Genomic DNA, 22,214 nt, shown 5'->3' with positions numbered 1-22,214 from the left:
GAGCCTGCTTACTCACGCGCTTGAGTGTTGCGTGGAAGCTATCCCGGCCTGATGGTGTCATTCATCCAGTGGGCGACCAGATTCGAACGGACGCGGCGCCATCTCCGTGCGGTCGTGGGCGGAACGATCCAGTGCGCGCATCCGTAACAGTTCAACCCCGCCAATTTCCTGGATCGGGCTTGCTCGGCCTTCTGCAGTTCCCCCGTCATGACGTGCATGGACATTTGCTGCATTGCGGCGCGCTGTCTCCATCGCCCCAATGATTAAGTAGCGCCAACTGCGGCAGCGCCAGTCTAGCAATACGAAAGGTTGATTGATCTATCGGCCGGTTTGCACGAATACTCAGCCAAAGTTAGTTCATCCCGCATCCCCATGGTGAAGTGGAGACAGGAACCATGACATTTGGCACCGCACAGATTGGATCGACGTCGCGCTATCGCACGAGCATCATGGTATCGGGCCACGCCATCACGGCCGATGAGCCCCGTGCGCTCGGCGGGCAGGGGGTTGGCCCGGCACCCTATGACCTATTGCTGGCAAGCTTGGGAGCGTGTACTGCCATCACGCTCAGGATGTATGCCGAGCGCAAGGGCTGGCATTTGGAGTCGCTGGAGGTCTCCATGCGGCTTGTCGGATCGGACGCGCTCCGTATCGAGCGGACGCTTGTCATGAAGGGCTTGGAAGAGAGCCAGAGACTGCGCATGGCGGAAATTGCCGAGCGTACGCCCGTCACGAAGACGCTGCGGTCCGGGTTGCCGATCGACACGCGCCTGGCTTAATGCCGGCGCGTTTCAGGTCGGCCGCTTTCAAGCATTCCCACACTGGCTGGCAACGAACCCGCCGGACGCTGGGCGGAAGAGGAGAGCGCTCATATGATCCAGCAGAATACAGGCGGAGTCGGGTCGCGCAGACATCAGATGTTTCCCGTTCTGACGCCGATTCAGGTTGAGGCGGCTAGCCGATTCGCAAGCGGTCCGCCGCGCGTGTTCGCATCGGGTGAAACTGTCTTTGCCACGGGGGACAGGAACGTACCGGTTTGGCTCGTGCTGGATGGTTCCATTGATGTTCTGCGCCGCAATGGTCTGGACGAGAGCGCGCCCATCACTACCCATCGCGCGGGGCAGTTTACTGGAGAGGTCAGTCAGATCGATGGCCGTGCGTCGCTTGCGCTGGCGCAGGCGGGTCCGGACGGCGCCACGCTGCTGCCATTCGATCCACCGCACTTGCGCGCGCTGATGATCGGATCGGCGGAGGTTGGCGAAATCGTCATGCGCGCATTGATCCTGCGGCGCGTCAGCCTGATCGAGCATGGTGGCTCGGGTACGATTTTGATTGGTGCGTCAGATGATTCGCACCTTCTGCGCCTGCAGGGATTCCTGACCCGTGGCGGCTACCCCAATCACATCATGGATCCTCGGATCGATGGCGATGGGCGTAGCTTCGTCGAGCGGATGGCGCTTCTTCCTACCGACATGCCGCTGGTGGTCTGCCCCGGTGGCGCAGTATTGAAGCGGCCGGACGAGCGTGAACTGGCGGCCTGCCTCGGCATTCTCCCCAAGATCGAGCAGCGGAAAATCTACGACGTTGCCATCGTGGGTGCGGGGCCGGCCGGGTTGGCTGCTGCGGTCTATGGCGCTTCGGAGGGCCTCTCGGTGATCGTTCTTGACGAGCGCACCATGGGCGGGCAGGCCGGAGCGTCGGCGCGAATCGAAAACTATCTTGGCTTTCCGTCCGGCATCTCGGGGCAGGCGCTCGCAGGTCGCGCATTCACGCAGGCCCTGAAGTTCGGGGCCGAGGTGGCCATCCCCGTGAGTGTGGGGCGGCTGGATCGCGATGGGGATCGGCTGACGCTGGGGCTCTCCGATGACTCGACAGTGGCAGCGCGCACTGTCGTGATCGCTTCAGGTGCTGCCTACCGGCAACCAGACATCACCGGCCTCAGGCATTTCGAAGGCGCCGGGGTCTCCTATTGGGCATCCCCGATCGAAGCCCGCTTGTGCGCCGGCAAGGAAATCGCCCTTGTCGGCGGCGGCAATTCGGCGGGCCAGGCGATCGTGTTTCTTGCTCCGCACGTGAAGCGGCTTCACGTATTCGTGCGGCGAGACCTGTCGGAGACGATGTCCCGCTACCTCATCGATCGCATCTCCGCGCTGTCCAACGTCGACATTCATGTCGGCACGGATCTGATCGGGCTCGCACCCCATGGCGAGACGCTTGCCAGCGCCACAGTGCGCGATCGCGCCAGCGCGGCGTTGAGGCAATACGAAATCTGCCATCTCTTCCTGTTCATCGGCGCGACACCGCATACCTGCTGGCTCAACGGTTCATTAGCGATGGACGACAAGGGCTTCATCTTGACTGGTGGATCGACGTCTTCGCTCGAGACCAGTATGCCCGGAGTCTTTGCCATCGGTGACGTCCGAGCGGGCTCGACCAAGCGAGTGGCTGCCGCAGTCGGCGATGGGGCTGCCGCCATTTCACAAATCCACGATTACCTCAGCAAGCAGGCCAAGGAGGCAGCGTGAAAACTTGCGACCATACGGATACGATCCGTGACGTTGTACCAAGTGCCCGGGGTTGCGAAGAGTGTCTGAATGTGGGCGGCACGTGGGTGCATCTTCGGCTGTGCCGGTCGTGCGGTCACGTTGGCTGCTGCGACAACTCTCCCCTCAGGCACGCCCGTGCGCATTACGAGAAAACCGGACATCCAATCATCGAGGGATACGACCCTCCTGAGGGGTGGGGGTGGTGCTACGTCGATCGGGAGGAAGTCACGCTTCCGGACCAGACACCGCAGAGAGGACCGATTCCACGGTTCGTCTGATGGTCGGGTGTGCAGTCGCGTCGCCCTTGGCGGCGGCGTCGCTGGATGAAATCTTGAGTTCAAAAAATTTGATTGATTTGTGCGCGAATCCGAGGATTCAAGTACAGAGTCCGCCGCTATAGTTCCCTTCATCGCGCAGAAACTAGCCAAAAACACCGCCAAACAGTGCGACCACGCGACGCCAGTTCGATTGCTGAATTTAGTTGAATAGACTTGCTGCGCAGCCCCCAGGATTGCAACGAGATTGCAGTCCCAGACACACAGGAGAATCCACATGTCCAAACTACCGTTGCTCGACCCTGCCGATTGCGCCCTGATCCTCGTTGATGAGCAGGCGGGCCTAGCGTTTGCTGCTGGGTCTCAAGACCCGCAGATTCTGCGCAGCAACGGGCTTGCGGTTGCCAAGACGGCGGTCGCCTTCGACTTGCCGGTTGTGGTTTCCACCTCGGCCTCGAAGGTGTACAGCGGCCCATTGATGCCAGCGTTCCGGGAAGTGCTGAAGGACGTCACCCCGATCGAACGGCGCAACATGAATCTGTGGGAAGACGATGCGGTGCGCAATGCGATCACGGCGACCGGAAAGCGTACGCTGATCATTGCGGGCTTGCTGACAGAGGCCTGCGTGAGCTTCCCGGTTCTTTCCGCGTTATCAGAGGGGTATCAGGTCTACGTCGTGGCCGATGCCTGTGGTGGACTGAGCCCGACAAGCCATGACCTCGCGTTGCGACGGATGGCAGCCGCTGGCGCAGTCATGACCTCCTGGCTTCAACTCCTGCTCGAATTCCAGCGGGATTGGACCCGCCACGAAACCTATGAGAAGGCTCGCGCGATTGTGGTGGAGCATGGTGGTGGGTACGGCACGGGTCTGGCGTATGCGCGTGACATGATCAAACCGACGTGAGCGTCCGTGACGCAGGCGCTCAATGCTCTTCGGAGGACGTAACGGATATGACGGCCATCAGCGATTCGCAATCCCACGACAACCCGGCAGCCAGCCTGTGGGCGCAATGCCGCACGGCAGTGCTGCTCACCATCGTGGGTGGCGCCATCGACACCATCGGCTTCATCGCCTTGCTCGGTTTCTTCACCGCCCATGTGACTGGCAACCTGGTGCTGGCAGGCGCGGCCCTCGTGAAAGGGGGCACGGGACTGTGGGTGAAGCTGGGCGCCATTCCGCTATTCATCGTCACGGTCATGCTGGCCAAGATGTGGATCGACCGCTGCAGCCAGTCCCACAAGACCTTGGGCTGGCTGTTCGTGGCGGAGGCGGTGTTCCTGTCCGCCTTCATGCTGGTGGGACTGTACTTCGATCCACTCCTTGATCCCGGCGCGGGTGAGCTGGCGCTGACGGGTGGCCTGGGTCTGATGGCTCTGGCAATCCGCAACACGGCGAGCAAGACGTTGATCAAGCACATCAGCCCCAGCACGATGATGACGGGGAACACCACGCAGTTTGGCATCGATCTATCCAACTTCGTGCGCACGTTCAGCCGCGAACATGGGGTTGCCGTGCTGAAAAGCGGAAGCATCGTCGTCGGGTTTGTCGCGGGCGCGTTCCTTGGCGCGGTGCTTTACATGCGTATCGGCTTCTGGAGTGTGCTGCCTTTCACGCTGGCGATCCTGTATCTGGCCAGTCTTGCGTTCCGCAAGCAGTTCATTTGAGCACGGCCATGACCATCAACAAAAGTCGGCTGGAATCATTCAGCGATGGGGTGATTTCCGTGAGCTTGACGCTGATGCTCTATCAGATTCAGCTTCCTGCGGAGTTCAACTGGACTGGCGTACGAGCAGAGGCGCCTCACTTCTTTGGATACGTGCTCAGCTTTATCTATGTCGGCATCTACTGGAACAATCACCATCACCTGTTCCAGATGGTGCGTGGCATCAACGGGAAGGTCATGTGGGCGAACCTCAATCTGTTGTTCTGGCTGACGATGATTCCCATCACCACCACCTGGACTGGCAAGTCAGAATTCTCGGAGATTCCAACTGCGCTGTACGCCTTTGTGCTGTTCATGTGCGCCGTATCCTATTGGATTCTGCAGCGCGTCATCATGGCATCGGAGAGACAGGGCTCCATGCTCGCAGGTGCCATTGGCAAGGATCGGAAGGGCAGGGTGTCGCTCGTCGTCTACGCATTGGCGATCGTGGTGAGTTTCTTCAGCAGTATCGTGGCAACACTCATTCTGATTGCGATGGCTGCATTCTGGTTTCTGCCCGATTCGCGGATCGAGAGCTATCTTCAGGGGCAGGGCGGCAGGGATTCATAGGCGGCCGGGAAGCGCGCCGTCTGTGTCAACCGCAGGCCAGCCTCGCCCCCCGGGGCTACATGTTCTCCACTTCGCCGGCAGCAGCCTGCAGGGCGCGGGCGAAATGCTGGGGCGGTTGACCACCGGTGATGCGCTGGCTGCCGACCCGGTATGTGGGCACCGAACGGATGCCATCCAACTGGGCCTGTAGTTCCTGGGTCACGACGCTGGCTTCTCCGGTCGAGCCGTCCAGATACTCGCGCACGTTGGCTGCGTCAACGCCGATCGAAACCGCGATGTCTACCAGTACGTCCAGAGAACCAATGTCCTGTCCGCGTGTGAAATAGGCTTCCATCACTGCGCTGAACAAGTCATCCGCGCGTGCGGCGTCGTGGTCCTGTACGTAGCGCATAAGGCGGTGTGCCAGGCGTGTATTCGGCGTGACCAGTATCCGGTCGTAGTTGAATGCAAGACCCACGCGTTTCCCAGCCGCCGCAACCTCCGCATCCAGCACCTGGGACCGCTCCCAGCTGCCAAACTTGCGGCTGCGATATGCCTTGCGATCCGAGCTGGGTTTCGGCATGTCCGGGTTGAGCTCGTAAGGCTGGTATTGCGAGCGGAATCGGCCAGCCATGCCAGCCTGCTCGATGCCGGCCTTCAGCGATTGATGCCCGATCCAGCACCAGGGGCAAATGAAGTCATAAGTGATGACGATGTCTATCGGTGTCATGGAGCGCTCCAGTCCTGAAACGAAATGGCGATGACACAAAGGTAAGGCACGCGTCCGGATTCCTGAATAGGGACGCCGCGCAACCCAGCGTTGCGTTCGATGCAAGGCACGGCCGCCGACAGGGCAGCCGTGTGTCAGTCCACCTTCAGCGTGCCGGTACGGGTGCGAGCGATTCGTGCGGCGTGGCGGTCCGTTGCGCGGCTTTATGGACCATCGTGTAGGCGTAGTCCACGCCCATGCCGTAGGCGCCGGAGTGCTCCTTCACGAGCTGCATCACGGCATCGTAGGTGTCGCGATGCGCCCAGTCGCGCTGCCATTCGAGCAGTACCTGCTGCCATGTCACCGGCACCACGCCGGCCTAGATCATGCGTTGCATCGCGTAGTCATGGGCTTCCCGGGTATTGCCACCACAGGCATCCGCAACCACGTAGAACTCATAGCCGGCGTCCTGCATGGCGCACAGGGCGAAGGTGGTAATGCACACCTCGGTCCACAGTCCTGCGGCCACGATCTTCTTGCGGCCGGCCGCCTTCAGCGCATCGCGCACCTTCTGGTCGTCCCAGGAGTTCATCGACGATCGCTCGAGTGTTTTCGCGTTCGGGAACACGTCAAGGAGTTCTGGAAACGTGTAGCCCGAGAACGACTCGCTTTCCACGGTGCTGATGGTGGTCGGGATATTGAAGATCTTGGCGGCCTTGGCAAGGCCGACCACATTGTTCTTCAGCGTCTGACGATCGATGGACTGAATGCCGAACGCCATCTGCGGCTGCGTGGCCAGAGGGGACTGGATCTGCAGGCCAGGCTGGGGCAGATGGGCATTCATATTCCGATCATCTTCATGACTGGGTACGGAGACATCGCCATGAGCGTCGCGGCCATGAAGGCCGGTGCCGAAGACTTCATGGCCAAGCCGTTTCGCGACCAGGATTTGCTGGACGCCGTATCCGCCGCGCTGGAGAAAGACCGTTTGCGCCGCCAGGCGGTTGGCAAGGTTGATGAGATTCGGGCGAACTACGCCACACTCACGCCACGCGAATCCGAAGTCATGGGACTGGCCGTGACAGGACTGCTGAACAAGCAGATTGCGGGCGAGATCGGCATCAGCGAGGTTACCGTCAAGATTCACCGCGGGCAGGCGATGCGCAAGATGCGGGCGCGCACGTTTGCCGATCTGGTATTGCTGGCGCAGCAGCTTGGCATCTGCAAGGCCAATCACTGACCGATTGTCAGGACGTTGCGCGCGGGAGAGGGTTCCCCCGCGCGACTGACATGCTCAGGCAATCAGTGTCCGGGCGACCAGCGTTGCGGCCGCCACGCTTGACGTACTGACCGCCAGCCAGCATCCCAGCAGGAGGGCGCCGTTGACCACGCTTCGATCTGATTTCATCTTGTGTGCTCCGTGGGATGACTGGCTGCGGGCAGGCATCAGCGCTCGATCACCGGTGCGTGCACGGGCGCGATCGATGCGTGCGGGGTCGCCGTGCGTTGCGCGGCCTTGTGAACCATCGTGTAGGCGTAGTCGATGCCCATGCCGTAGGCGCCTGAGTGTTCCTTGGCCACGGCCATCACCGCGTCGTACGTTTCGCGGTTCTTCCAGTCGCGCTGCCATTCCAGCAGAACCTGTTGCCACGTCACCGGTACCACGCCGGCCTGGATCATGCGCTGCATGGCGTAGTCATGCGCTTCCTTGGTGGTGCCGCCCGAGGCGTCGGCCACCATGTAGATTTCGTAGTCGCCTTCAAGCATGGCGGAGAGCGCGAAGGTGGTGTTGCAGACCTCGGTCCACAGGCCGGCCACGATTACTTTCTTGCGGCCGTTGGCGGCCAGCGCGTCGCGTACTTTCTGGTCGTCCCAGGAGTTCATCGAGGAGCGTTCCAGGGTTTGCTTGCCGGGGAATACGTCGAGCAGTTCCGGGTAGGTGTAGCCCGAGAACGACTCGCTTTCTACGGTGGTGATGGTGGTCGGCACGTCGAAGACCTTCGCAGCCTTGGCCAGGCCCACAACGTTGTTCTTCATGGTCTGGCGGTCCATCGACTGGACGCCGAAGGCCATTTGCGGCTGGTGGTCAATGATGATCAGCTGGCTGTTGCGCGGGGTCAGGACTTCCAGTTTGGCGTTCGACATGGTGCTCTCCACTAAGTTTTACTCAAGGAATTTGAGTTCTTGATCTGGCAGCGCCGCTTTCGCTTCGTTGCGTTGTTGCGCTGTCCATGTGCAGAACTATAGCGATGGCGAGCGCACAAACATCCGGTCAGGATTGTCAGTGTTATTCAAATTTTTTGATATTCGGAATTGGGCGGTGAAATCATGGGGGCGAGATCGAGCCCATGCCATGCGTGGTCGTGAAGCCCTGACGCGCTTTCGCATTTCACAAGCGACTGAGTTCCATCCATTGGGAGCGAGATGAACACGACAACCCTCAACCCTCAGGACATCGTGACCAGCATCATTGTTCACGAGGTCGAGCCCGGCGCCGCCGGGCAGTATGAGACGTGGCTCGCCGACATCCGTGTCGCATGCTCCAGGTTTCCCGGCTACCTGAGTACCGACGTGATCCGCCCGGTTGGCAAGAGCCGTGAATACGCGACGATCGTCCGTTTCGCTGACTTCAAAAGCCTGAATGCCTGGATGGAATCCGATGAACGCCGGCAGCATATTGCGCGGATGCAGTCGTCGCTGCGGCAGGGCGATCGATACGAGATCCGAACGGGTCTCGATTTCTGGTTCACGCCGAAGCACGCACCGGTCAAAGTGCCGACCGCGTGGAAGCAGTGGCTTGTCACGTGGAGCGCGATCTTGCCGCTCAGCATCGTTGTTCCGCTGGGGGTGGTGCCAATGCTCACCCGTCTCGGCTTCGCCCGCGACTCGTTTGCCGACAAGGCCGTCGTTTCGGCAGCAATCGTGTTCCTGATGGTCTACGTGGTGATGCCACGCTATACCCGGCTTGTGGCGCGCTGGCTGTTCAAGTGAGGGCGCTGTCGGTTTAGGCGTGGCTCCGGCTCAGTGGAGGGTGTCCCCCATCGGTCAACTACGGGTTTTGCCTGACACGCACCGTATCCGTTGATTTGATTGGGTTTTCCGGGGCGCTGTGACGTTCCGCGTTCCTGCGGGAGAAAAATTCTGCTTGATCTTCCCGATTCGATGTCCATAATGCAAACGTTTGCAAAAACGTGAGAAGAAGGAAGAAGCCATGGAGACGATGCAATCTCGATCGACGCCGCAATCCATTGAAGACCTGGCCCTGATCGACGACGAATGGTCGGTGACCGACGTTGTCAGGCGTGCAATGGAGGGAACGGAGAATTCGCGCCTGCGCACCGTGATGGCGGCGCTGGTGCGGCATCTGCACGAATTCCTGCGCGAAGTGCGTCCGAGCGACGAGGAGTTCGAGTTAGGGCTCGAGTTCATCGCCGCGCTCGGCCACGCCACGCACGCCACCAACAATGAGGTGGTGCTCGCCGCCGACGTGCTGGGCCTGTCGACACTGGTGACCACCATGAACAACAGCACGGCGGGTGGCCGTACCCCGGGCGCGCTGCTGGGGCCGTTCTATCGCGCCAATGCGCCGCGTTACCAGTGCGGCGATTGCGTGGTGCAGGACGACGCACCGGGTCTGCCACTGTTCGTCAGCGGCACCGTGCGCTCGACCGACGGCACGCCATTGCGTGGCGCGACCGTCGAAGTCTGGCAGGCGTCGCCGGTTGGCCTCTACGACAATCAGGACCCGAACCAGCCGGACCGCAATCTGCGCGGACTGTTCCAGACCGATGCCGAAGGCGGCTATCACTTCCGCACCGTGCGTCCGGCCGGCTATCCGGTGCCCACCAACGGCCCGGTCGGCGAACTGCTGGCCGCGCAGTTTCGCCATCCGTATCGCCCGGCGCATATCCATTTCATCGTCGCCGCGCCGGGCTATCGCACGCTGGTGACGCAGGTGTTTGCCGACGACTCGGACATCCTCGAAACCGATGTCACGTTCGGCGTGCATCGCCAGCTCGTTGGCCGCTTTCAGCAGGTGGAAGCGGGACGCAGCCCGTGGGGGGACATACCCGCGCCGTTCTACACGTTGGCATTTGATTTCACGCTGGAACCCGGCGTTCAGACGTTCCCGCGTCCGCCGATCGATTGATGGGCCGACGAACCCGTCGCTCCACCGTCGCGACGTTCATCACGACTCTCCATTCACCCAACCGAACATGCCTATTCATTCCCTATCCGGCAAAGTCGCCGTGATCATCGGCGGCACCGGCGGCATTGGCCTTGCCACAGGCCATGCGCTGGCAGAGATCGGCGCCAGCGTGGTGCTGACCGGCCGCGATGCCGATCGCACCGCGAGCGCCGTCGCCACGCTGCCGGCCGGCAATCATCTGGCTGCTCATGCCGAAGTCGGCGACAGCGCCACGCTGCGGCTGCTTGCGGACGACGTCCAGCATCACTACGGACGTGTCGACATCCTCGTCAACACGTCGGGCTTCACACGTGCGATTCCGCATGCCGATCTCGATGCGCTCGACGATACGTTGATCGACGAAATGTTTGCCGTCAACTGGCGCGGCCAGTTCGCCGCGATTCGCGCGTTCGCACCACTGCTGCGCGCGAACGGTGACGGCCTGATCGTCAACGTCGGCTCGATCGCGGGGCGTACCGGGCAAGGCAGCAACGTTGCGTACTGCGCGGTCAAGGCGGGCCTCGACGTCATGGCAATGTCGCTGGGCCGTGCACTCGCTCCTGCAATCCGCGTGCTCAATGTTTCGCCCGGCGTAGTGGATACCGGCTTCGTACCGGGCCGCGATAGCAGCTTCAATGAACGCGCGGCCAAGACCACACCGCTGCGGCGGATCGGCCAGGCGCAGGACGTGGCCGACGCCATCGTCGCGTGCGCCACATCGCTTCGCTTTGCCACGGGCACCACCATCGTCGTCGATGGCGGGCGCCAGCTCGGCTGATTCCTTTTCTTCTCAGTTCAACGTATCCATGCACGCACGCAAGACCATCATCACCTGCGCGGTGACCGGCAATATCGTCAAGCCAGACCAGCATCCCGGTCTGCCCATCACACCGGAACAGATCGCCAACGCCGCGCTCGAAGCGGCCGAGGCTGGCGCCGCCGTCGCGCACATCCATGTACGCGATCCGGAAACGGGCAAGCCGTCGATGCGTCTCGATTACTACGCCGACGTGATCGACCGCATCCGCGCGCGCAACCGTGCGCTGATCATCAACCTGACTACGGGCCCCGGCGGGCGCTTCGTGCCCGACGAGGACGAGCCGCGCGTGGCCGCGGCGGGCACCACGCTGCTGCATCCGCTCAAGCGCGTCGAGCACATCGCCGCATTGCGTCCCGACGTGTGCTCACTCGACCTCAACACGATGAACTCGGGCGCTGACGTGGTGATCAACACGCCGGGCAACGTCCGCAAGATGGCCGAGGTGATTCGCGCCGCGGGCGTGATGCCGGAACTGGAGATCTTCGATTCTGGCGATCTGAACATGGCGCTCGACTTCATGCGTGATGGCGTGCTTGAAGGCCCGGGGCTGTGGACCTTCGTGCTGGGCGTGAAGTATGGCTTCGCACCCACGCCGGAAACGATCTTCTACGCCCGCAACATGCTGCCACCGGGCGCGCACTGGTCGGCGTTCGGCATCGGCCGCGCGGAGTTCCCGATCGTCGCGCAGGCCTGGCTGGCGGGTGGCCACGTCCGAGTCGGCCTGGAAGACAACATCTATCTCGAAAAAGGCGTGCTGGCGCCGAGCAACGCCGCGTTGGTCGCCAAGGCGCGCGACATCGTGAAGTCGCTCGGTGGCGACATCGCTTCATCCGCCGATGCGCGCCGCACGCTCGGACTGCGCGAAGTCTGATTTCTCTCTACTGCATGTCAATCATCATGAACACTATTCAGGTCAAACGAAAAGCCGCGAACATCGACGAACTCGATCTCACCCTGTTGGGCGTGCCACGCCCCGAGGCTGCCGACGGCGAATGCGTGATCGAAGTGGCCAGCGCCGGGGTGAACCCGAGCGACGTGAAGGCGACGCTCGGTCTGATGCCCCACGCGGTCTGGCCGCGCACACCTGGGCGCGACTACGCAGGCGTCGTCATAGATGGACCGGCCGCGCTTATCGGCCAGCAGGTATGGGGCAGCGGCGGCGAGCTTGGCATCCGCCGCGACGGCACCCATGGCAAGTACCTGCGCGTCAACGCGCAATCGGTGCGCGCCAAGCCGGCAACGCTGTCGCTGCTGGAAGCGGGTGCGGTGGGCGTGCCGTTCATCACCGCCTACGAGGGATTGCGGCGCGCGGGCATGCCGAAGGCAGGCGGCGTGGTGCTGGTCGGCGGTGGAAACGGCAAGGTGGGGCAGGCCACGATCCAGATCGCCACGGCGCTCGGCGCGCGTGTCTTCGCCGTCGAGCGTGGCGCCGAACCGTATCGCGGCCACGCAAGCGGACCGGTACGCATGATCGATGCCAGTCGCGAAAGCATTGCCGAGGTGGTCCGGACCGAGACCGGCGGCCATGGTGCGGACATCGTCTACAACACCGTGGGCAGCCCGTACTTCGAGCAAGCGAATCTGGCCATGGCGATTGGCGCCACGCAGATCTTCATCTCGACGATCGAGAAGCCGGTGCCGTTCGACATCTTCGCGTTCTATCGCGGCCAACACACGTATGTCGGCGTCGATACGCTCGCACTGGACAGCCAGGCATGCGCGAGCATCCTGGATGCGCTCGCCCCGATGTTCGCCTCCGGCGCGCTGAAGCCATTCCCGGTACTCGACGACTACACGTATGCACTTGCGGATGCCCGCGAGGCGTATCGCGCGGTACTGCAGGGCGCCAGCGAGCGCGTGGTGCTCAAGCCATGAACACCACCCGGTTCGCACAGGCGCCGGCCTACTTCCCGGCCAATCACGAAGGCATGCATTGCCTGCGCTTGCAGGGGCACGAAGCTGGGCCGTCCGAGGCGTTGTGGATGGGTGTATCCGTGATCCTCCCGGGCGGCCACACGTCCATGGATGCCTCCCCCGTGGAAAAGCACTACGTGGTGCTGGAAGGCGAGGTATGCATCCGGACGCCCGGGGAGAGCGTCACGCTGGGCCAGTTCGACTCGGTGCGGCTGGCGCCGGGAGAAGGGCGTCAGGTGTCCAACCCTGGCAATCGCCCGGCGATGCTGCTGCTGGCCATGCCTTATCCGAAAGCTGTCAATCCATAACCATAAGCAGTTGACCCTTGACGCCCTCGTCCGCCCCGGAATGCAAACGTTTGCGTGTTATGCGGCCCGAGGCGGGCATCAGAAGAACATAAAAAAAACCTGGAGACAAAAAGATGCCCCCGATACTGCACCTGCGCCGACGCCACGTCATGCCACTGGTCGTCATGGCGACCGGCCTTGTAGCCGACGCCAGCGCGGAAACCAACGTGACGATCTATGGCCGGCTCAACACAGCCATCGAGTATTCGAGCGCCAGTACCTCGACGAATGGCACGTCGCTTGGCAGCGTGGTGCGCCAGACCAACAACCGTTCGGTGTTCGGCTTCCGCGGTGAGGAAGATCTGGGCGGATCGCTGAAAGCGGTGTGGCAGATCGAAAGCAACCTGTCGATCGATACCGGGCAGGGACAGATCGCGGGACGCAATTCGCGCATCGGTCTGCAGGGCGACTATGGCCTGTTTTTCATGGGGCATTGGACCACGCCCTACACCGAGGCAACGATGGGTTACGACCCGTACTACCCGACCACCGCTGGCTACATGGCGCTGATCGGCAACGGATCGACCTCGAGCTCCGACAACGTGCAGGACACCAGTTCGTTCGACCGGCGTCAGAAGAACATCGTGCAGTACCGTTCGCCGTCACTGGCCGGCGTCAGTGTTTCGCTCGGCTGGGGGCTGCCAGAGGAAAAGCTCACCGTGCCGCGCAATCCGGCGCTGTACTCGATGGCTGCCGTCTACGAACGGGGCCCGCTGAACGCCACCGTCGCCTACGAAATCCATCAGCACTATCAGGCAGCGGGCCGCAACGACGATGCGCTGAAGTTCGGCATCGCATACCAGTTGTTCCAGGGGACGCGCATTGCGGCGATCTACGAGCACCTGCATTACCGCACCGATACGGGCGACCTGCAGCGCAACGCCTATTACGCGTCGCTGGTGCAGCAGGTGGGTACCGGCAGCGTGCGCGCTGGCGTTGCGTATGCGGCGAACGGTACAGGGTCGTCGACCAGCACGATTGGCTACTTCCGTAGCGGCGCCGAGACCGGGGCTATCCAGTTCACGGTTGGCTACGACTATCCGCTGTCGAAGCGCACGGCGCTGTTCGCGTACTACAGCCGCATCAACAACAAGAAGAACGCGATCTACGACTTCGCAATCAACCAGCTTGGCATCAAGGCCGGCGCCGACCCGCAAACGGTGGCGCTCGGCATGCGCCACTTCTTCTGACGTTCGAATACCCGCACCCGCACCCGCACCCGCACACGCATCGCGAGGAGACCTATCATGTTTCGACGTTTCAAGGCGCTTGGCGCCATGCTTTCCCTTGCAATCGCATCGACCATGGCGACGGCAGCGCCGCCGCACTATCCCAGCAAGCCGATCCGGCTGGTCGTGCCGTTCTCGGCCGGCAGCGCCACCGACATACTGGCGCGCATCATCAGCACCAAGATGGGTGAAGGCGGCACGTATCAGATCGTCGTCGACAACCGGCCCGGCGCGGGCGGCACGCTTGGCGCCACCACGGTGGCCCGGTCGGCGCCGGATGGGTACACCCTCATCCTGGTCTCGGTGGGCCACGCCATCAATGCGACGCTGTATCCGAAGCTCGGCTATGACACGGTCAAGGATTTCGCGCCGGTTTCGCTGGTGGCATCGGTGCCGAACGTGTTGGTGGTGAACGCGGCGAGTCCGTACAAGTCGGTGCGTGATCTGGTGACGGCGGCGAAGGCCAGGCCGGGCGCGATGAACTTCGACTCGGCGGGATCGGGCAGTTCCACGCACCTGAGCGGCGAGTTGTTCAAGATGCAGGCCGGGATCGACATCGTGCATATTCCGTACAAGGGCACTGGCGAGGCTCTGACCGATGTCATGGCCGGGCGCGGTGACATGATGTTCGCGCCGACGCTTTCCGCCATGCCGTTTGTCAAGCAAGGCAAGCTGCGCGCGCTGGCAGTGACCACGCCCGCGCGCACGAGCGTGCTGCCCGATATCCCGACGGTAGCGGAGGCCGGACTGCCGGGCTACGCCTTCGATTCCTGGTTCGGCGTGCTGGCGCCGGCGGGTACCCCGAAGGAAATCGTCGATGCGCTAAACGCGGAGATCGGCAAGGTGCTGGCTTCGCCAGACGTGCGCGAGCGGATGGCTGCACAGGGTGCCGAGCCCCGCCGCAGCACACCGCAGGCGTTCGCCAGCTATATCCAGGTGGAGATCGGCAAGCTCGCGCCAGTGGTGCGGCAGTCGGGGGTGACGGCGGGGCAGTAAGCGGCGCCGCCATCTGGCAGCAAGCGGGCACGGGCGTGCTGATCGCAGGCGCTAGAATAGCGCATCGCCAACCCGTAATCGCACCGCCCGCTGCCAACATGCCCGAGCGCAAACGCCTGACTCTCAAAGACCTGGCTGCCGAGATTGACGTCCACTACTCCACCGTCTCGCGCGTGATGAATCCGGCCACGCGGCATCTGGTGGCCGACGAGGTGGCCGCACGCATCCTGCAGTTGGCCGAGCAGCGCGGTTTCCGGCCGAACCGGATCGCGGCCGGCCTGCGCACGCAGCGCTCCGGACTGGTCGGTGTGGTGCTGCCCGATATTGCCAACCCGGTGTTCCCGCCGATCCTTGCTGGTATCGAATCGGTGCTGGCGCGTGACGGCTATGTGCCGATCGTCGTCAATGCCGGCGCCGATAAGTCGCGCCAGCGGTTCGTTATCGACCAGTTGATGGGACGGCAGGTGGAAGGGCTGGTGCTGGCCACGGCCGAGCGCGACGACCCGATCCTCGACTACTGCCTGAAGCTTTCCATCCCGGTGGTGATGGTCAACCGGGGCGAGCCGACGGGGTGCGCGTCGTGCGTGGTCAGCGATGGCCTGCTGGCGATGCGGCTGACTGTCGATCACCTGGTGAAGCTCGGTCATCGGCGCATCGGTCATATCGCCGGACCGGAGACCACTTCTACCGGCCAGCAGCGCCGCGAAGGTTTCCTGCAGGCGGTCAAACGCCATCGCCTGCGCCGCGACGATTACGCGGTGGTGGAGGCCGCCAGCTATTCGCGCGAGGCCGGCCGTGAGGCCTGCGCCGAACTGTTCCAGTCACTGCCGGGCCTGACGGCGATCGCGGCCGGCAACGACCTCGTCGCGATGGGCTGTTATGACTATTTGCGCGAGCACGGCATCCGCTGTCCCGATGACGTATCGGTTGTCGGACACAACGACATGCCGTTTGTGGATGCGCTGACCCCACCGCTGACGACGATCCGCATTGCCGTGCATGAGATGGGCGAGCAGGCCGCTACGCTGCTGCTCAGGAAGATCGGCAAGCCCGAGGCGCCAGTGGTATCCGTTTCGCTGACGCCCGAACTCGTCGTGCGTGGCTCGACGGCCGTGCCGCGCTAGGCGGCTACGGCCAGCATCGGCGCATCATCAGTCCGAATTGCCGCTAAATTGCACCGAATCCTGAATCACCAAGTCATCCTCGCCACGGCAAACGGGGAGGGGATGCTTGCGAAGCAACCCTCTTTTACCGCGGCGGCAATTATTGTCCACCCAAGATTCAAAGGCCGTAGGGCCAGGCATTTTCAGATGTCGGCGCGGGTACGCCTTTTGTGATTCGCTTTTATCGCTATGCTGCTGCCCCATCGGGCGGCGGCAATGGCCAGCGGCGGCCGCGCGAGCGCAGGGTGGGGCGCCGGCGCCGCCGCTGGAAGGCAAGCTGCGGAGAATTCAACGATCCGACCGTTCGACGACGATCTCGCTGACCTGGAGCACCGGCGCGATGTCGGTGTAGTTGGCGATGTCGCCAAGGATCTCGGCGCCGTGCTCCTGCATGGCGGCCTGGAAGCCTTCGACGGAATCACAGATAAACGCGCACATCGCTACGAAGGCGGGTGGCGCACCTGGCGCTCCGCCAGCCAGGCCCTTTTCGACGGTGTAGTAGTTGCAGGCAGTGCCTAGCCTCGCCTTTACCATCGGCATGTGCCGGTCGCGGTAGTAGGTGTGGTCGAAGCGCGCGCCTTCGGTGTACGGATACATCACGTTGACCTTGATCATGGGGTTCTCCTTGCTTTGCACTGACTGCGATTTGGGACGGTAGAACGCCGTTCATGCATGGCGAGTGGTTCAATGGTTGCTTGGCCGGAATCGTCTGGCGTGTTGGGGCGTCTACTGTCGCACTGTGACAGATTTAATGCGGTCTACGCTCGACCAGCGCGGATACTGTCTCCACGCGTTGCGGTACGCCCGTCACGATCGTAGCAACCGCGATGGCTAGCACGACGGCGGCCCCGGCGAATACACCAGTCGCGCCGTTTGCGTCAAACACGACGCCGCCTGCCGCCGCACCGGTTGCGATCGCGAGCTGCACGGCCGCGACGATCAGGCCGCCCGCACTCTCGGCTTCATCGGGAACGGTGCGCGTGACCCATGTCGACCATGCGACCGGCACGCCGCCGAACGCCATCCCCCAAAGCGCGACTAGCACCGCATCGATCATCGGCGCGCGGCCGAGCACTACGAGCCCGATGCCGAGCACGACCATCAGTGCGGGCATTGCGATCAGCATTGGCCGCAGCCGGTGTTCAAGCACGCGGCCGGCGAGCGACGTGCCGAGGAAGTTCGCGACCCCGTAGCCGAGCAGGATCGCTGACAGCCCGTTTACTCCAACGCCCGCGACCTGTTCGAGGAACGGCCGCAGGTACGTGAAGAACGCAAAATGTCCGGTGAACACGAGCGTCGTCGCGAATATTCCGAGACCGACGGTCGGCCGGCGCAGCACGTCGATCAACGTGCGCAGGCGCGTCGTTCCGCTCGGCGGCATCGACGGCAGCGTCGCGACCTGCGACAGAAACGCGACGCCGCCAAGCGCGGCGGCTAACAGGAACACGTTGCGCCAGCCGATCAGGTGGCCGAAGTAGCTGCCGAGCGGGGCAGCGGCGATCGTCGCGACGGCCACGCCGCTGAAGATGATCGACAGCGCGCGCGGTACCATCGCAGCAGGCACGAGTCGCATCGCAGTGGCCGTTGCCATCGTCCAGAAGCCTCCGAGCGCTATGCCGAGCACAACGCGGCCAATCAGAATCGTCGTGAGGTTGGTGGCAAACGCAACCGCGAGATTCGACGCGATCAATAGTATCGAAAACGCGAGCAGCACGCGCCGTCGGTCGATCGTACGCGTCGCGGCGGCGGTCAGCAGGCTCGCGACGAGCGCGACCGTTGCGGTGGCCGTCACCGTCTGCCCGGCGACACCTTCGGTCACGCCGAGGCTGTCGGCCATTGGTGTGAGCAGGCTTGCGGGCAGGAATTCGGCCGTTACGAGGCCGAACACGCCAAGCGCCATTGCGAAGACCGCGCCCCAGGCGGGTTCACTGGAGGCCGCTTGCGGAGCGGCCTTGGAAAATCCGGGATTCATGCGTCGTTCCATGTCAGGAAAATCGGGAAAAGTGCCAATGACGGCATATCGTAAGCAGCGATGGCAGGACGGTATATGACATACAATCCGCAATCATTGATTAATCGTCCGGATCCAATGTCCGCTTCCCTTCCGGCTCCCGTTCCCGACGTGCGCGACCTCGTCAGCGAGCTGCTGCTGGGGATGCGCCTGAGCGGCGTCCAGTATCGCCGCATCCAGGTCCCGCGACCGTTCGGGTTGAGCTTCGGCCACGTCCCGGGACGCGCGCAGTTCCATTTCGTCGGGCGCGGGCCCGTGCTGCTGCGCGACGCGGCTGGCGCAACGATGAGGCTTGAAACTGGTGACGCGATCCTGTTACCGCACGGCAGCATGCACGCACTTGTGTCCGATCCAGACGCCCCGTGCCGTCCCATCGGTGCCTTCGAGAGCGCGAAGATCTGCGACTCGGTCGCGTCGGTCGGTACTCCACCGCCGTGCGCGAAATCCGATCCGACGCTCGGCGACGCGCTGATCTTCAGCGCGTGCATGGAGTTTGATCTTGGCGGCATGCAGCCGCTCGTCGGCACGATGCCGGAGTTCATGCACGTCGGCACACTGCTCGCGCGCTACCCCGAAATCCGCCCGATGCTCGATGCGATGGAGCGCGAAGCCTGCTCGGAACGCGCAGGCTTCGCGGGCATCCTCGCGCGGCTCGCGGACGTAGTCGCCTCGTTCATCGTGCGCGGCTGGGTCGAATGTGGCTGCGGCGACGCGACGGGCTGGGTGCAAGCGCTGCTCGATCCGAAGCTCGGCCGCGCGATCGTCGCGCTACATCGCGATCCGGGCCGAAACTGGAGCGTCGCGGAATTGGCCGCCGAAGCAGGTGTGTCGCGCTCGGTGTTCGCCGAGCGATTTCTCGCGGCGACTGGGATGACGCCCGTGCGCTACCTGACCGAGCTGAGGATGCGGCTCGCCGCGCAATGGATCGCACGCGACCGCGAGGCCATTGAATCCGTTGCGTACCGGCTTGGCTACGGGTCGCTCGCCGCGTTCAGCCGCGCATTCAAGCGGGTGGTCGGGCGGCCACCGGGCGCGGTACGTGCGGAGATTGACGCAGCCTACGCCACGCGTGCCGTGCCGTAGGCTGGTCGGAGAGCTGTGTTGCAACGACCGGTTGAATCCGCAATCCTTAGCGGCCTTCGCTGGCTCCCGGGCCGTTGAACGAGTGCGCCTTGGCGATGATGTAGTCGATGACGATGGGCGTCACGATATCGGCTAACGGGATGCCAAGCGCGGGCGGGAAGAGCCTTGCAGTGTGGACAACCGGCCGACAGCGAACTGGGGTCGCATGAGATTGGCCGGCTTTTCTTGCAAAGGCGGACTAGGCTAACGACTGCAAGATATCAGCGAGGCCCGCAACCTGAGCTTCAGGTTCGTTCGATCATGCGCAATACAGACGCGGCAAGGGTCCCGTCGGCATCGCCCAGCAGATCGACCGCATCGAAATGATGTCCACCCTCCTGCGGCACGATTTGCACGTCGAATCCGCATTCGGTCAGCAGCGCCTGATACTCTCGCTGGAGCCGGTGGTACTCCGGCGACTCATCTCCACCAACGGTCAGGATCATGGGCACTTTCACCATCGGCAGATGGCGCATCGGGCTGTAGTTTGCGACATCCGCTTCGGTCAACTGCACCACCTTGTTGAGATAGCACAGGCGGATGGGCTCCAGGTCATACAGGCCGCTGATCGCGCAGCCTCCCTTTACGATATCGGCGGGCACGCCGAGCGTCTCCCAATCCGTCCCTGCCAGCGTAGCGGTTAGATGCCCGCCGGCGGAGTGTCCCGAGACAAAGATCCGGCTCGCGTCGAACTCGAGTTCCTCAGCATTGCGATGGAGCCATGCCACGGCATCGCGATTGTCCCGAACGATGCCGGCCATGCCAACATCGGGGGCGAGGCGGTAATTCACCACGGCGACATTGATGTCGCGCTTCAGGTAGGGCGCAGCAATGTAGCTGAAGTCCGACTTGTCGAGCGATTGCCAATAGCCACCATGGATAAAGACAAGCAACGGACGGTTCTTCGTTCTGGCGGGAAAGAAATCCAGCGCCTGTTTGACGTTCGGTCCGTATGCAAGATTCTCCCTTACCGGATTGGCGCGCCGAAACGCCGCGCTGGTTCTTTCCCATGCCAGGAAGATGTTCTGGAAGCCAGGGATGCCCGCCCTGACGTTGTACTGATGGTCCAGTTCTTCCTGATTGAAGTTTCGATACACTGACATTACATTTGGCTCCAGACTGTTGGATCGATGTCTCGATTCCACTAGATTGTTGCGACGCGAATTGACGTCCGGCCCAAGATACTTGTCGGTGCCTGATGCGTCGCGCCCGTGGATGACAACGACTATCGCAAGGACGCCATGTTTGGAAAGAGCGAAAACCGGGATGACTACCAGGCGATAGACCGGCCGGTAGGCGGCATGGCGAGGAAGCTGAAGGATGGCTTCCATATCGGCGCGCATTCACATCCACGTGCTCAACTCATCTACGCCTATGTAGGCGCAATCCTGGTCACAACCGATTTCGGATCGTGGGTCGTGCCGCCGCAGCGCGCGGTATGGGTCCCGTGCAATGTCGAACATGCCATGCAAGCTTGCGGTGACGTCGAGATGCGAACGGTCTATGTCCGATCCGATGCCGTTCCCGAGGAATTGCATGACTGCTGTGTCGTGGCCGTCCCGCCTCTGTTGCGGGAGCTGATATCGGCGGTGGTTCGCATGCCTTTGACCTACGACGAAGGTAGTCGTGACAACCTGGTGGTCGAATTGCTGCTGCAGGACTTGCGACCGCTTTCCGTTGTTCCGCTGCATTTGCCGATGCCGAGGGATACGCGGCTAAGCAAGATCTGCGCGAAGATCCTCGACGATCCCTCTGACGAGACTTCGGTGGAAGCATGGAGTCGATCGGTGGGCGCCAGCGAGCGGACCATCATCCGGCTCTTCCCGGAGGAAACAGGCATGACTTACAGCCGCTGGAAGCAGCAGGCGAGACTGATGGCAGCTGTACGGCTGCTCGCCGAGGGCTGTCATGTCACGGACATTGCCTTGCAGCTTGGATATGAGAGCCCGAGTGCATTCAGTGCCATGTTCAGGCGAGCGCTGGGCATGACGCCTACTGAATATTTCAGGGATATGGCTGGGGATTAGGCATCGCGGACAGTTTGGCGTCTGCTCGACATCAACTGGCGTCACCGCGCGAATCGCATACCGCGCCGTGCGGCACAGTCAGGGTGTCGGCGGATTGCTAGCACCGTGCAGGCTCCGTCGACCTTTTATCAAGTCGAGGAGTCAGTATGTCAGTGATGGATCGTATCCGGGCCGCCGGTATTGTCTTGCCTGCGGCGGAAATCCCCAAGGCACTTTATGTCCCATACACGCTTCACCATGGTTTGCTGACTGTATCGGGGCAATTGCCGCTGCAGAATGGCAAGCCGATACTTGTCGGCACGGTTCCCGACGCAGTCACCGTGGAAGCAGCTCAGGATGCCGCACGACTGTGTCTGGCCAACATGCTTGGTTGGGTTGGCGCGGCCGTGGAGGGGGACTTCGAGCGTATTCGTGGCGTGGTCCGGGTTGGTGGCTACGTCGCGGTGAAGCCGGGTTTCAATGATGCGCCGCAGGTGATCAACGCGGCGTCCGAGCTTCTCAATCGGATCTTCGAGGAGCGGGGACGTCATGCACGCGTGGCGATGGGGGTGGCGAGCCTTCCCTTCGGTGCCCCGGTGGAAATCGAGGCGACGTTTGCCCTGGATGCGTAGTCG

General features: G+C 62.6%; 23 protein-coding genes and 2 pseudogenes. 19 read left to right on the top strand and 6 right to left on the bottom strand.

The genetic code is table 11. The features are described 5' to 3' along the window. Positions 1-395: 395 nt before the first annotated feature. The 6 genes from K6G35_RS08815 to K6G35_RS08790 all read left to right on the top strand — a co-directional run bounded on the left by K6G35_RS08815 (position 396) and on the right by K6G35_RS08790 (position 5,094). Complete coding sequence (locus K6G35_RS08815) at positions 396-779, top strand: OsmC family protein (protein WP_024570474.1); 384 nt, start codon at positions 396-398, stop codon at positions 777-779. A 93-nt stretch (positions 780-872) separates the two neighbouring features. Beyond that, positions 873-2,525, top strand: a complete 1,653-nt coding sequence (locus K6G35_RS08810) for an FAD-dependent oxidoreductase (protein ID WP_495675574.1) — start codon at positions 873-875, stop codon at positions 2,523-2,525. Beyond that, on the top strand, positions 2,522-2,824 hold the full coding sequence (locus K6G35_RS08805) for a UBP-type zinc finger domain-containing protein (RefSeq protein ID WP_495675573.1): 303 nt from the start codon (positions 2,522-2,524) through the stop codon (positions 2,822-2,824). The genes K6G35_RS08810 and K6G35_RS08805 overlap by 4 nt, the downstream gene beginning before the upstream one ends. A 274-nt stretch (positions 2,825-3,098) precedes the next feature. Next, positions 3,099-3,725 (top strand): hydrolase, encoded by a 627-nt coding sequence (locus K6G35_RS08800; protein ID WP_495675572.1) that lies wholly within the window; start codon positions 3,099-3,101, stop codon positions 3,723-3,725. 47 nt (positions 3,726-3,772) lie between these two features. Next, the gene (locus tag K6G35_RS08795) at positions 3,773-4,486 is read left to right on the top strand and encodes a YoaK family protein (RefSeq protein ID WP_008651591.1); all 714 of its coding nucleotides are present in this window, start codon (positions 3,773-3,775) and stop codon (positions 4,484-4,486) included. Positions 4,487-4,494: 8 nt separating this feature from the next. After that, positions 4,495-5,094, top strand: a complete 600-nt coding sequence (locus K6G35_RS08790) for a TMEM175 family protein (protein WP_286880494.1) — start codon at positions 4,495-4,497, stop codon at positions 5,092-5,094. 55 nt (positions 5,095-5,149) lie between these two features. Here K6G35_RS08790 and K6G35_RS08785 read toward each other — a convergent pair whose 3' ends face one another. Continuing rightward, entirely contained in the window at positions 5,150-5,803 is a 654-nt protein-coding gene (locus tag K6G35_RS08785) for a DsbA family oxidoreductase (protein WP_286880497.1), read from the bottom strand. Positions 5,804-5,948: 145 nt separating this feature from the next. Continuing rightward, a pseudogene (locus tag K6G35_RS08780) lies at positions 5,949-6,626 on the bottom strand (hydrolase). On the opposite strand from K6G35_RS08780, the pseudogene K6G35_RS08775 reads away from it, so the two are divergent. Continuing rightward, a pseudogene (locus K6G35_RS08775) lies at positions 6,564-7,022 on the top strand (response regulator transcription factor); the annotation flags it as partial. The pseudogenes K6G35_RS08780 and K6G35_RS08775 overlap by 63 nt on opposite strands. A gap of 206 nt (positions 7,023-7,228) precedes the next feature. Here the strand turns inward: K6G35_RS08775 and K6G35_RS08770 are convergent. Beyond that, positions 7,229-7,927 carry a hydrolase gene (locus K6G35_RS08770; protein WP_008651604.1) on the bottom strand — a complete coding sequence of 233 codons (699 nt, stop codon included), beginning with the start codon at positions 7,925-7,927 and terminating at the stop codon, positions 7,229-7,231. A 279-nt stretch (positions 7,928-8,206) separates the two neighbouring features. Between K6G35_RS08770 and K6G35_RS08765 the strand changes: the two genes are divergently transcribed. The 9 genes from K6G35_RS08765 to K6G35_RS08725 all read left to right on the top strand — a co-directional run bounded on the left by K6G35_RS08765 (position 8,207) and on the right by K6G35_RS08725 (position 16,401). Further along, positions 8,207-8,773, top strand: a complete 567-nt coding sequence (locus tag K6G35_RS08765) for an antibiotic biosynthesis monooxygenase (RefSeq protein ID WP_495675571.1) — start codon at positions 8,207-8,209, stop codon at positions 8,771-8,773. 220 nt (positions 8,774-8,993) lie between these two features. Further along, entirely contained in the window at positions 8,994-9,932 is a 939-nt protein-coding gene (locus K6G35_RS08760) for an intradiol ring-cleavage dioxygenase (protein ID WP_495675570.1), read from the top strand. A 67-nt stretch (positions 9,933-9,999) separates the two neighbouring features. Then, positions 10,000-10,749: an SDR family NAD(P)-dependent oxidoreductase gene (locus K6G35_RS08755; RefSeq protein WP_040011300.1), complete on the top strand. Its 750-nt coding sequence runs from the start codon at positions 10,000-10,002 to the stop codon at positions 10,747-10,749. Between the two features lie 28 nt (positions 10,750-10,777). After that, positions 10,778-11,662, top strand: coding sequence for a beta-keto acid cleavage family enzyme (locus K6G35_RS08750; RefSeq protein WP_035882654.1), 885 nt, complete (start codon positions 10,778-10,780; stop codon positions 11,660-11,662). 26 nt (positions 11,663-11,688) lie between these two features. After that, positions 11,689-12,666, top strand: a complete 978-nt coding sequence (locus tag K6G35_RS08745; RefSeq protein ID WP_035882655.1) for a quinone oxidoreductase family protein — start codon at positions 11,689-11,691, stop codon at positions 12,664-12,666. Continuing rightward, the gene (locus K6G35_RS08740; protein WP_008651613.1) at positions 12,663-13,013 is read left to right on the top strand and encodes a cupin domain-containing protein; all 351 of its coding nucleotides are present in this window, start codon (positions 12,663-12,665) and stop codon (positions 13,011-13,013) included. The genes K6G35_RS08745 and K6G35_RS08740 overlap by 4 nt, the downstream gene beginning before the upstream one ends. A 149-nt stretch (positions 13,014-13,162) precedes the next feature. Then, on the top strand, positions 13,163-14,242 hold the full coding sequence (locus K6G35_RS08735) for a porin (protein ID WP_474373885.1): 1,080 nt from the start codon (positions 13,163-13,165) through the stop codon (positions 14,240-14,242). Between the two features lie 57 nt (positions 14,243-14,299). Next, positions 14,300-15,277: a tripartite tricarboxylate transporter substrate binding protein gene (locus K6G35_RS08730; RefSeq protein ID WP_186425112.1), complete on the top strand. Its 978-nt coding sequence runs from the start codon at positions 14,300-14,302 to the stop codon at positions 15,275-15,277. 98 nt (positions 15,278-15,375) lie between these two features. Then, complete coding sequence (locus K6G35_RS08725) at positions 15,376-16,401, top strand: LacI family DNA-binding transcriptional regulator (protein ID WP_187192274.1); 1,026 nt, start codon at positions 15,376-15,378, stop codon at positions 16,399-16,401. Positions 16,402-16,728: 327 nt separating this feature from the next. Here the strand turns inward: K6G35_RS08725 and K6G35_RS08720 are convergent, their stop codons facing one another. Together K6G35_RS08720 and K6G35_RS08715 are read right to left on the bottom strand one after the other, a co-directional pair. Continuing rightward, positions 16,729-17,055, bottom strand: coding sequence for an EthD family reductase (locus tag K6G35_RS08720; RefSeq protein ID WP_008651620.1), 327 nt, complete (start codon positions 17,053-17,055; stop codon positions 16,729-16,731). A gap of 133 nt (positions 17,056-17,188) precedes the next feature. Continuing rightward, on the bottom strand, positions 17,189-18,412 hold the full coding sequence (locus K6G35_RS08715; protein WP_495675569.1) for an MFS transporter: 1,224 nt from the start codon (positions 18,410-18,412) through the stop codon (positions 17,189-17,191). 75 nt (positions 18,413-18,487) lie between these two features. Between K6G35_RS08715 and K6G35_RS08710 the strand changes: the two genes are divergently transcribed. After that, a complete protein-coding gene (locus K6G35_RS08710; RefSeq protein ID WP_035882611.1) occupies positions 18,488-19,534 on the top strand; it encodes an AraC family transcriptional regulator in 1,047 nt (348 codons plus the stop codon). Positions 19,535-19,818: 284 nt separating this feature from the next. On the opposite strand, the gene K6G35_RS08705 is transcribed toward K6G35_RS08710, so the two are convergent. Continuing rightward, positions 19,819-20,676: an alpha/beta hydrolase gene (locus tag K6G35_RS08705; protein ID WP_008651625.1), complete on the bottom strand. Its 858-nt coding sequence runs from the start codon at positions 20,674-20,676 to the stop codon at positions 19,819-19,821. 138 nt (positions 20,677-20,814) lie between these two features. Between K6G35_RS08705 and K6G35_RS08700 the strand changes: the two genes are divergently transcribed. After that, positions 20,815-21,600 carry an AraC family transcriptional regulator gene (locus K6G35_RS08700; protein ID WP_495676338.1) on the top strand — a complete coding sequence of 262 codons (786 nt, stop codon included), beginning with the start codon at positions 20,815-20,817 and terminating at the stop codon, positions 21,598-21,600. Between the two features lie 146 nt (positions 21,601-21,746). Continuing rightward, positions 21,747-22,211, top strand: coding sequence for a RidA family protein (locus K6G35_RS08695; protein ID WP_051705380.1), 465 nt, complete (start codon positions 21,747-21,749; stop codon positions 22,209-22,211). Positions 22,212-22,214 lie beyond the last annotated feature (3 nt).

Source organism: Cupriavidus sp. HY129 (assembly GCF_059492215.1).
The sequence above is the reverse complement of the archived record's forward strand: the minus strand, read 5'-3'. Positions and strand labels throughout refer to the sequence as shown.

Excerpts from the sequence above, each read along its gene's own strand:
- K6G35_RS08815 (WP_024570474.1), top strand. The coding sequence starts at position 396 with ATGACATTTGGCACCGCACAGATTGGATCGACGTCGCGCTATCGCACG.
- K6G35_RS08810 (WP_495675574.1), top strand. The coding sequence starts at position 873 with ATGATCCAGCAGAATACAGGCGGAGTCGGGTCGCGCAGACATCAGATG.
- K6G35_RS08800 (WP_495675572.1), top strand. The coding sequence starts at position 3,099 with ATGTCCAAACTACCGTTGCTCGACCCTGCCGATTGCGCCCTGATCCTC.
- K6G35_RS08795 (WP_008651591.1), top strand. The coding sequence starts at position 3,773 with ATGACGGCCATCAGCGATTCGCAATCCCACGACAACCCGGCAGCCAGC.
- K6G35_RS08790 (WP_286880494.1), top strand. The coding sequence starts at position 4,495 with ATGACCATCAACAAAAGTCGGCTGGAATCATTCAGCGATGGGGTGATT.
- K6G35_RS08785 (WP_286880497.1), bottom strand. The coding sequence starts at position 5,803 with ATGACACCGATAGACATCGTCATCACTTATGACTTCATTTGCCCCTGG.
- K6G35_RS08770 (WP_008651604.1), bottom strand. The coding sequence starts at position 7,927 with ATGTCGAACGCCAAACTGGAAGTCCTGACCCCGCGCAACAGCCAGCTG.
- K6G35_RS08765 (WP_495675571.1), top strand. The coding sequence starts at position 8,207 with ATGAACACGACAACCCTCAACCCTCAGGACATCGTGACCAGCATCATT.
- K6G35_RS08760 (WP_495675570.1), top strand. The coding sequence starts at position 8,994 with ATGGAGACGATGCAATCTCGATCGACGCCGCAATCCATTGAAGACCTG.
- K6G35_RS08755 (WP_040011300.1), top strand. The coding sequence starts at position 10,000 with ATGCCTATTCATTCCCTATCCGGCAAAGTCGCCGTGATCATCGGCGGC.
- K6G35_RS08750 (WP_035882654.1), top strand. The coding sequence starts at position 10,778 with ATGCACGCACGCAAGACCATCATCACCTGCGCGGTGACCGGCAATATC.
- K6G35_RS08745 (WP_035882655.1), top strand. The coding sequence starts at position 11,689 with ATGAACACTATTCAGGTCAAACGAAAAGCCGCGAACATCGACGAACTC.
- K6G35_RS08740 (WP_008651613.1), top strand. The coding sequence starts at position 12,663 with ATGAACACCACCCGGTTCGCACAGGCGCCGGCCTACTTCCCGGCCAAT.
- K6G35_RS08735 (WP_474373885.1), top strand. The coding sequence starts at position 13,163 with ATGCCACTGGTCGTCATGGCGACCGGCCTTGTAGCCGACGCCAGCGCG.
- K6G35_RS08730 (WP_186425112.1), top strand. The coding sequence starts at position 14,300 with ATGTTTCGACGTTTCAAGGCGCTTGGCGCCATGCTTTCCCTTGCAATC.
- K6G35_RS08725 (WP_187192274.1), top strand. The coding sequence starts at position 15,376 with ATGCCCGAGCGCAAACGCCTGACTCTCAAAGACCTGGCTGCCGAGATT.
- K6G35_RS08720 (WP_008651620.1), bottom strand. The coding sequence starts at position 17,055 with ATGATCAAGGTCAACGTGATGTATCCGTACACCGAAGGCGCGCGCTTC.
- K6G35_RS08715 (WP_495675569.1), bottom strand. The coding sequence starts at position 18,412 with ATGAATCCCGGATTTTCCAAGGCCGCTCCGCAAGCGGCCTCCAGTGAA.
- K6G35_RS08710 (WP_035882611.1), top strand. The coding sequence starts at position 18,488 with ATGACATACAATCCGCAATCATTGATTAATCGTCCGGATCCAATGTCC.
- K6G35_RS08705 (WP_008651625.1), bottom strand. The coding sequence starts at position 20,676 with ATGTCAGTGTATCGAAACTTCAATCAGGAAGAACTGGACCATCAGTAC.
- K6G35_RS08700 (WP_495676338.1), top strand. The coding sequence starts at position 20,815 with ATGTTTGGAAAGAGCGAAAACCGGGATGACTACCAGGCGATAGACCGG.
- K6G35_RS08695 (WP_051705380.1), top strand. The coding sequence starts at position 21,747 with ATGTCAGTGATGGATCGTATCCGGGCCGCCGGTATTGTCTTGCCTGCG.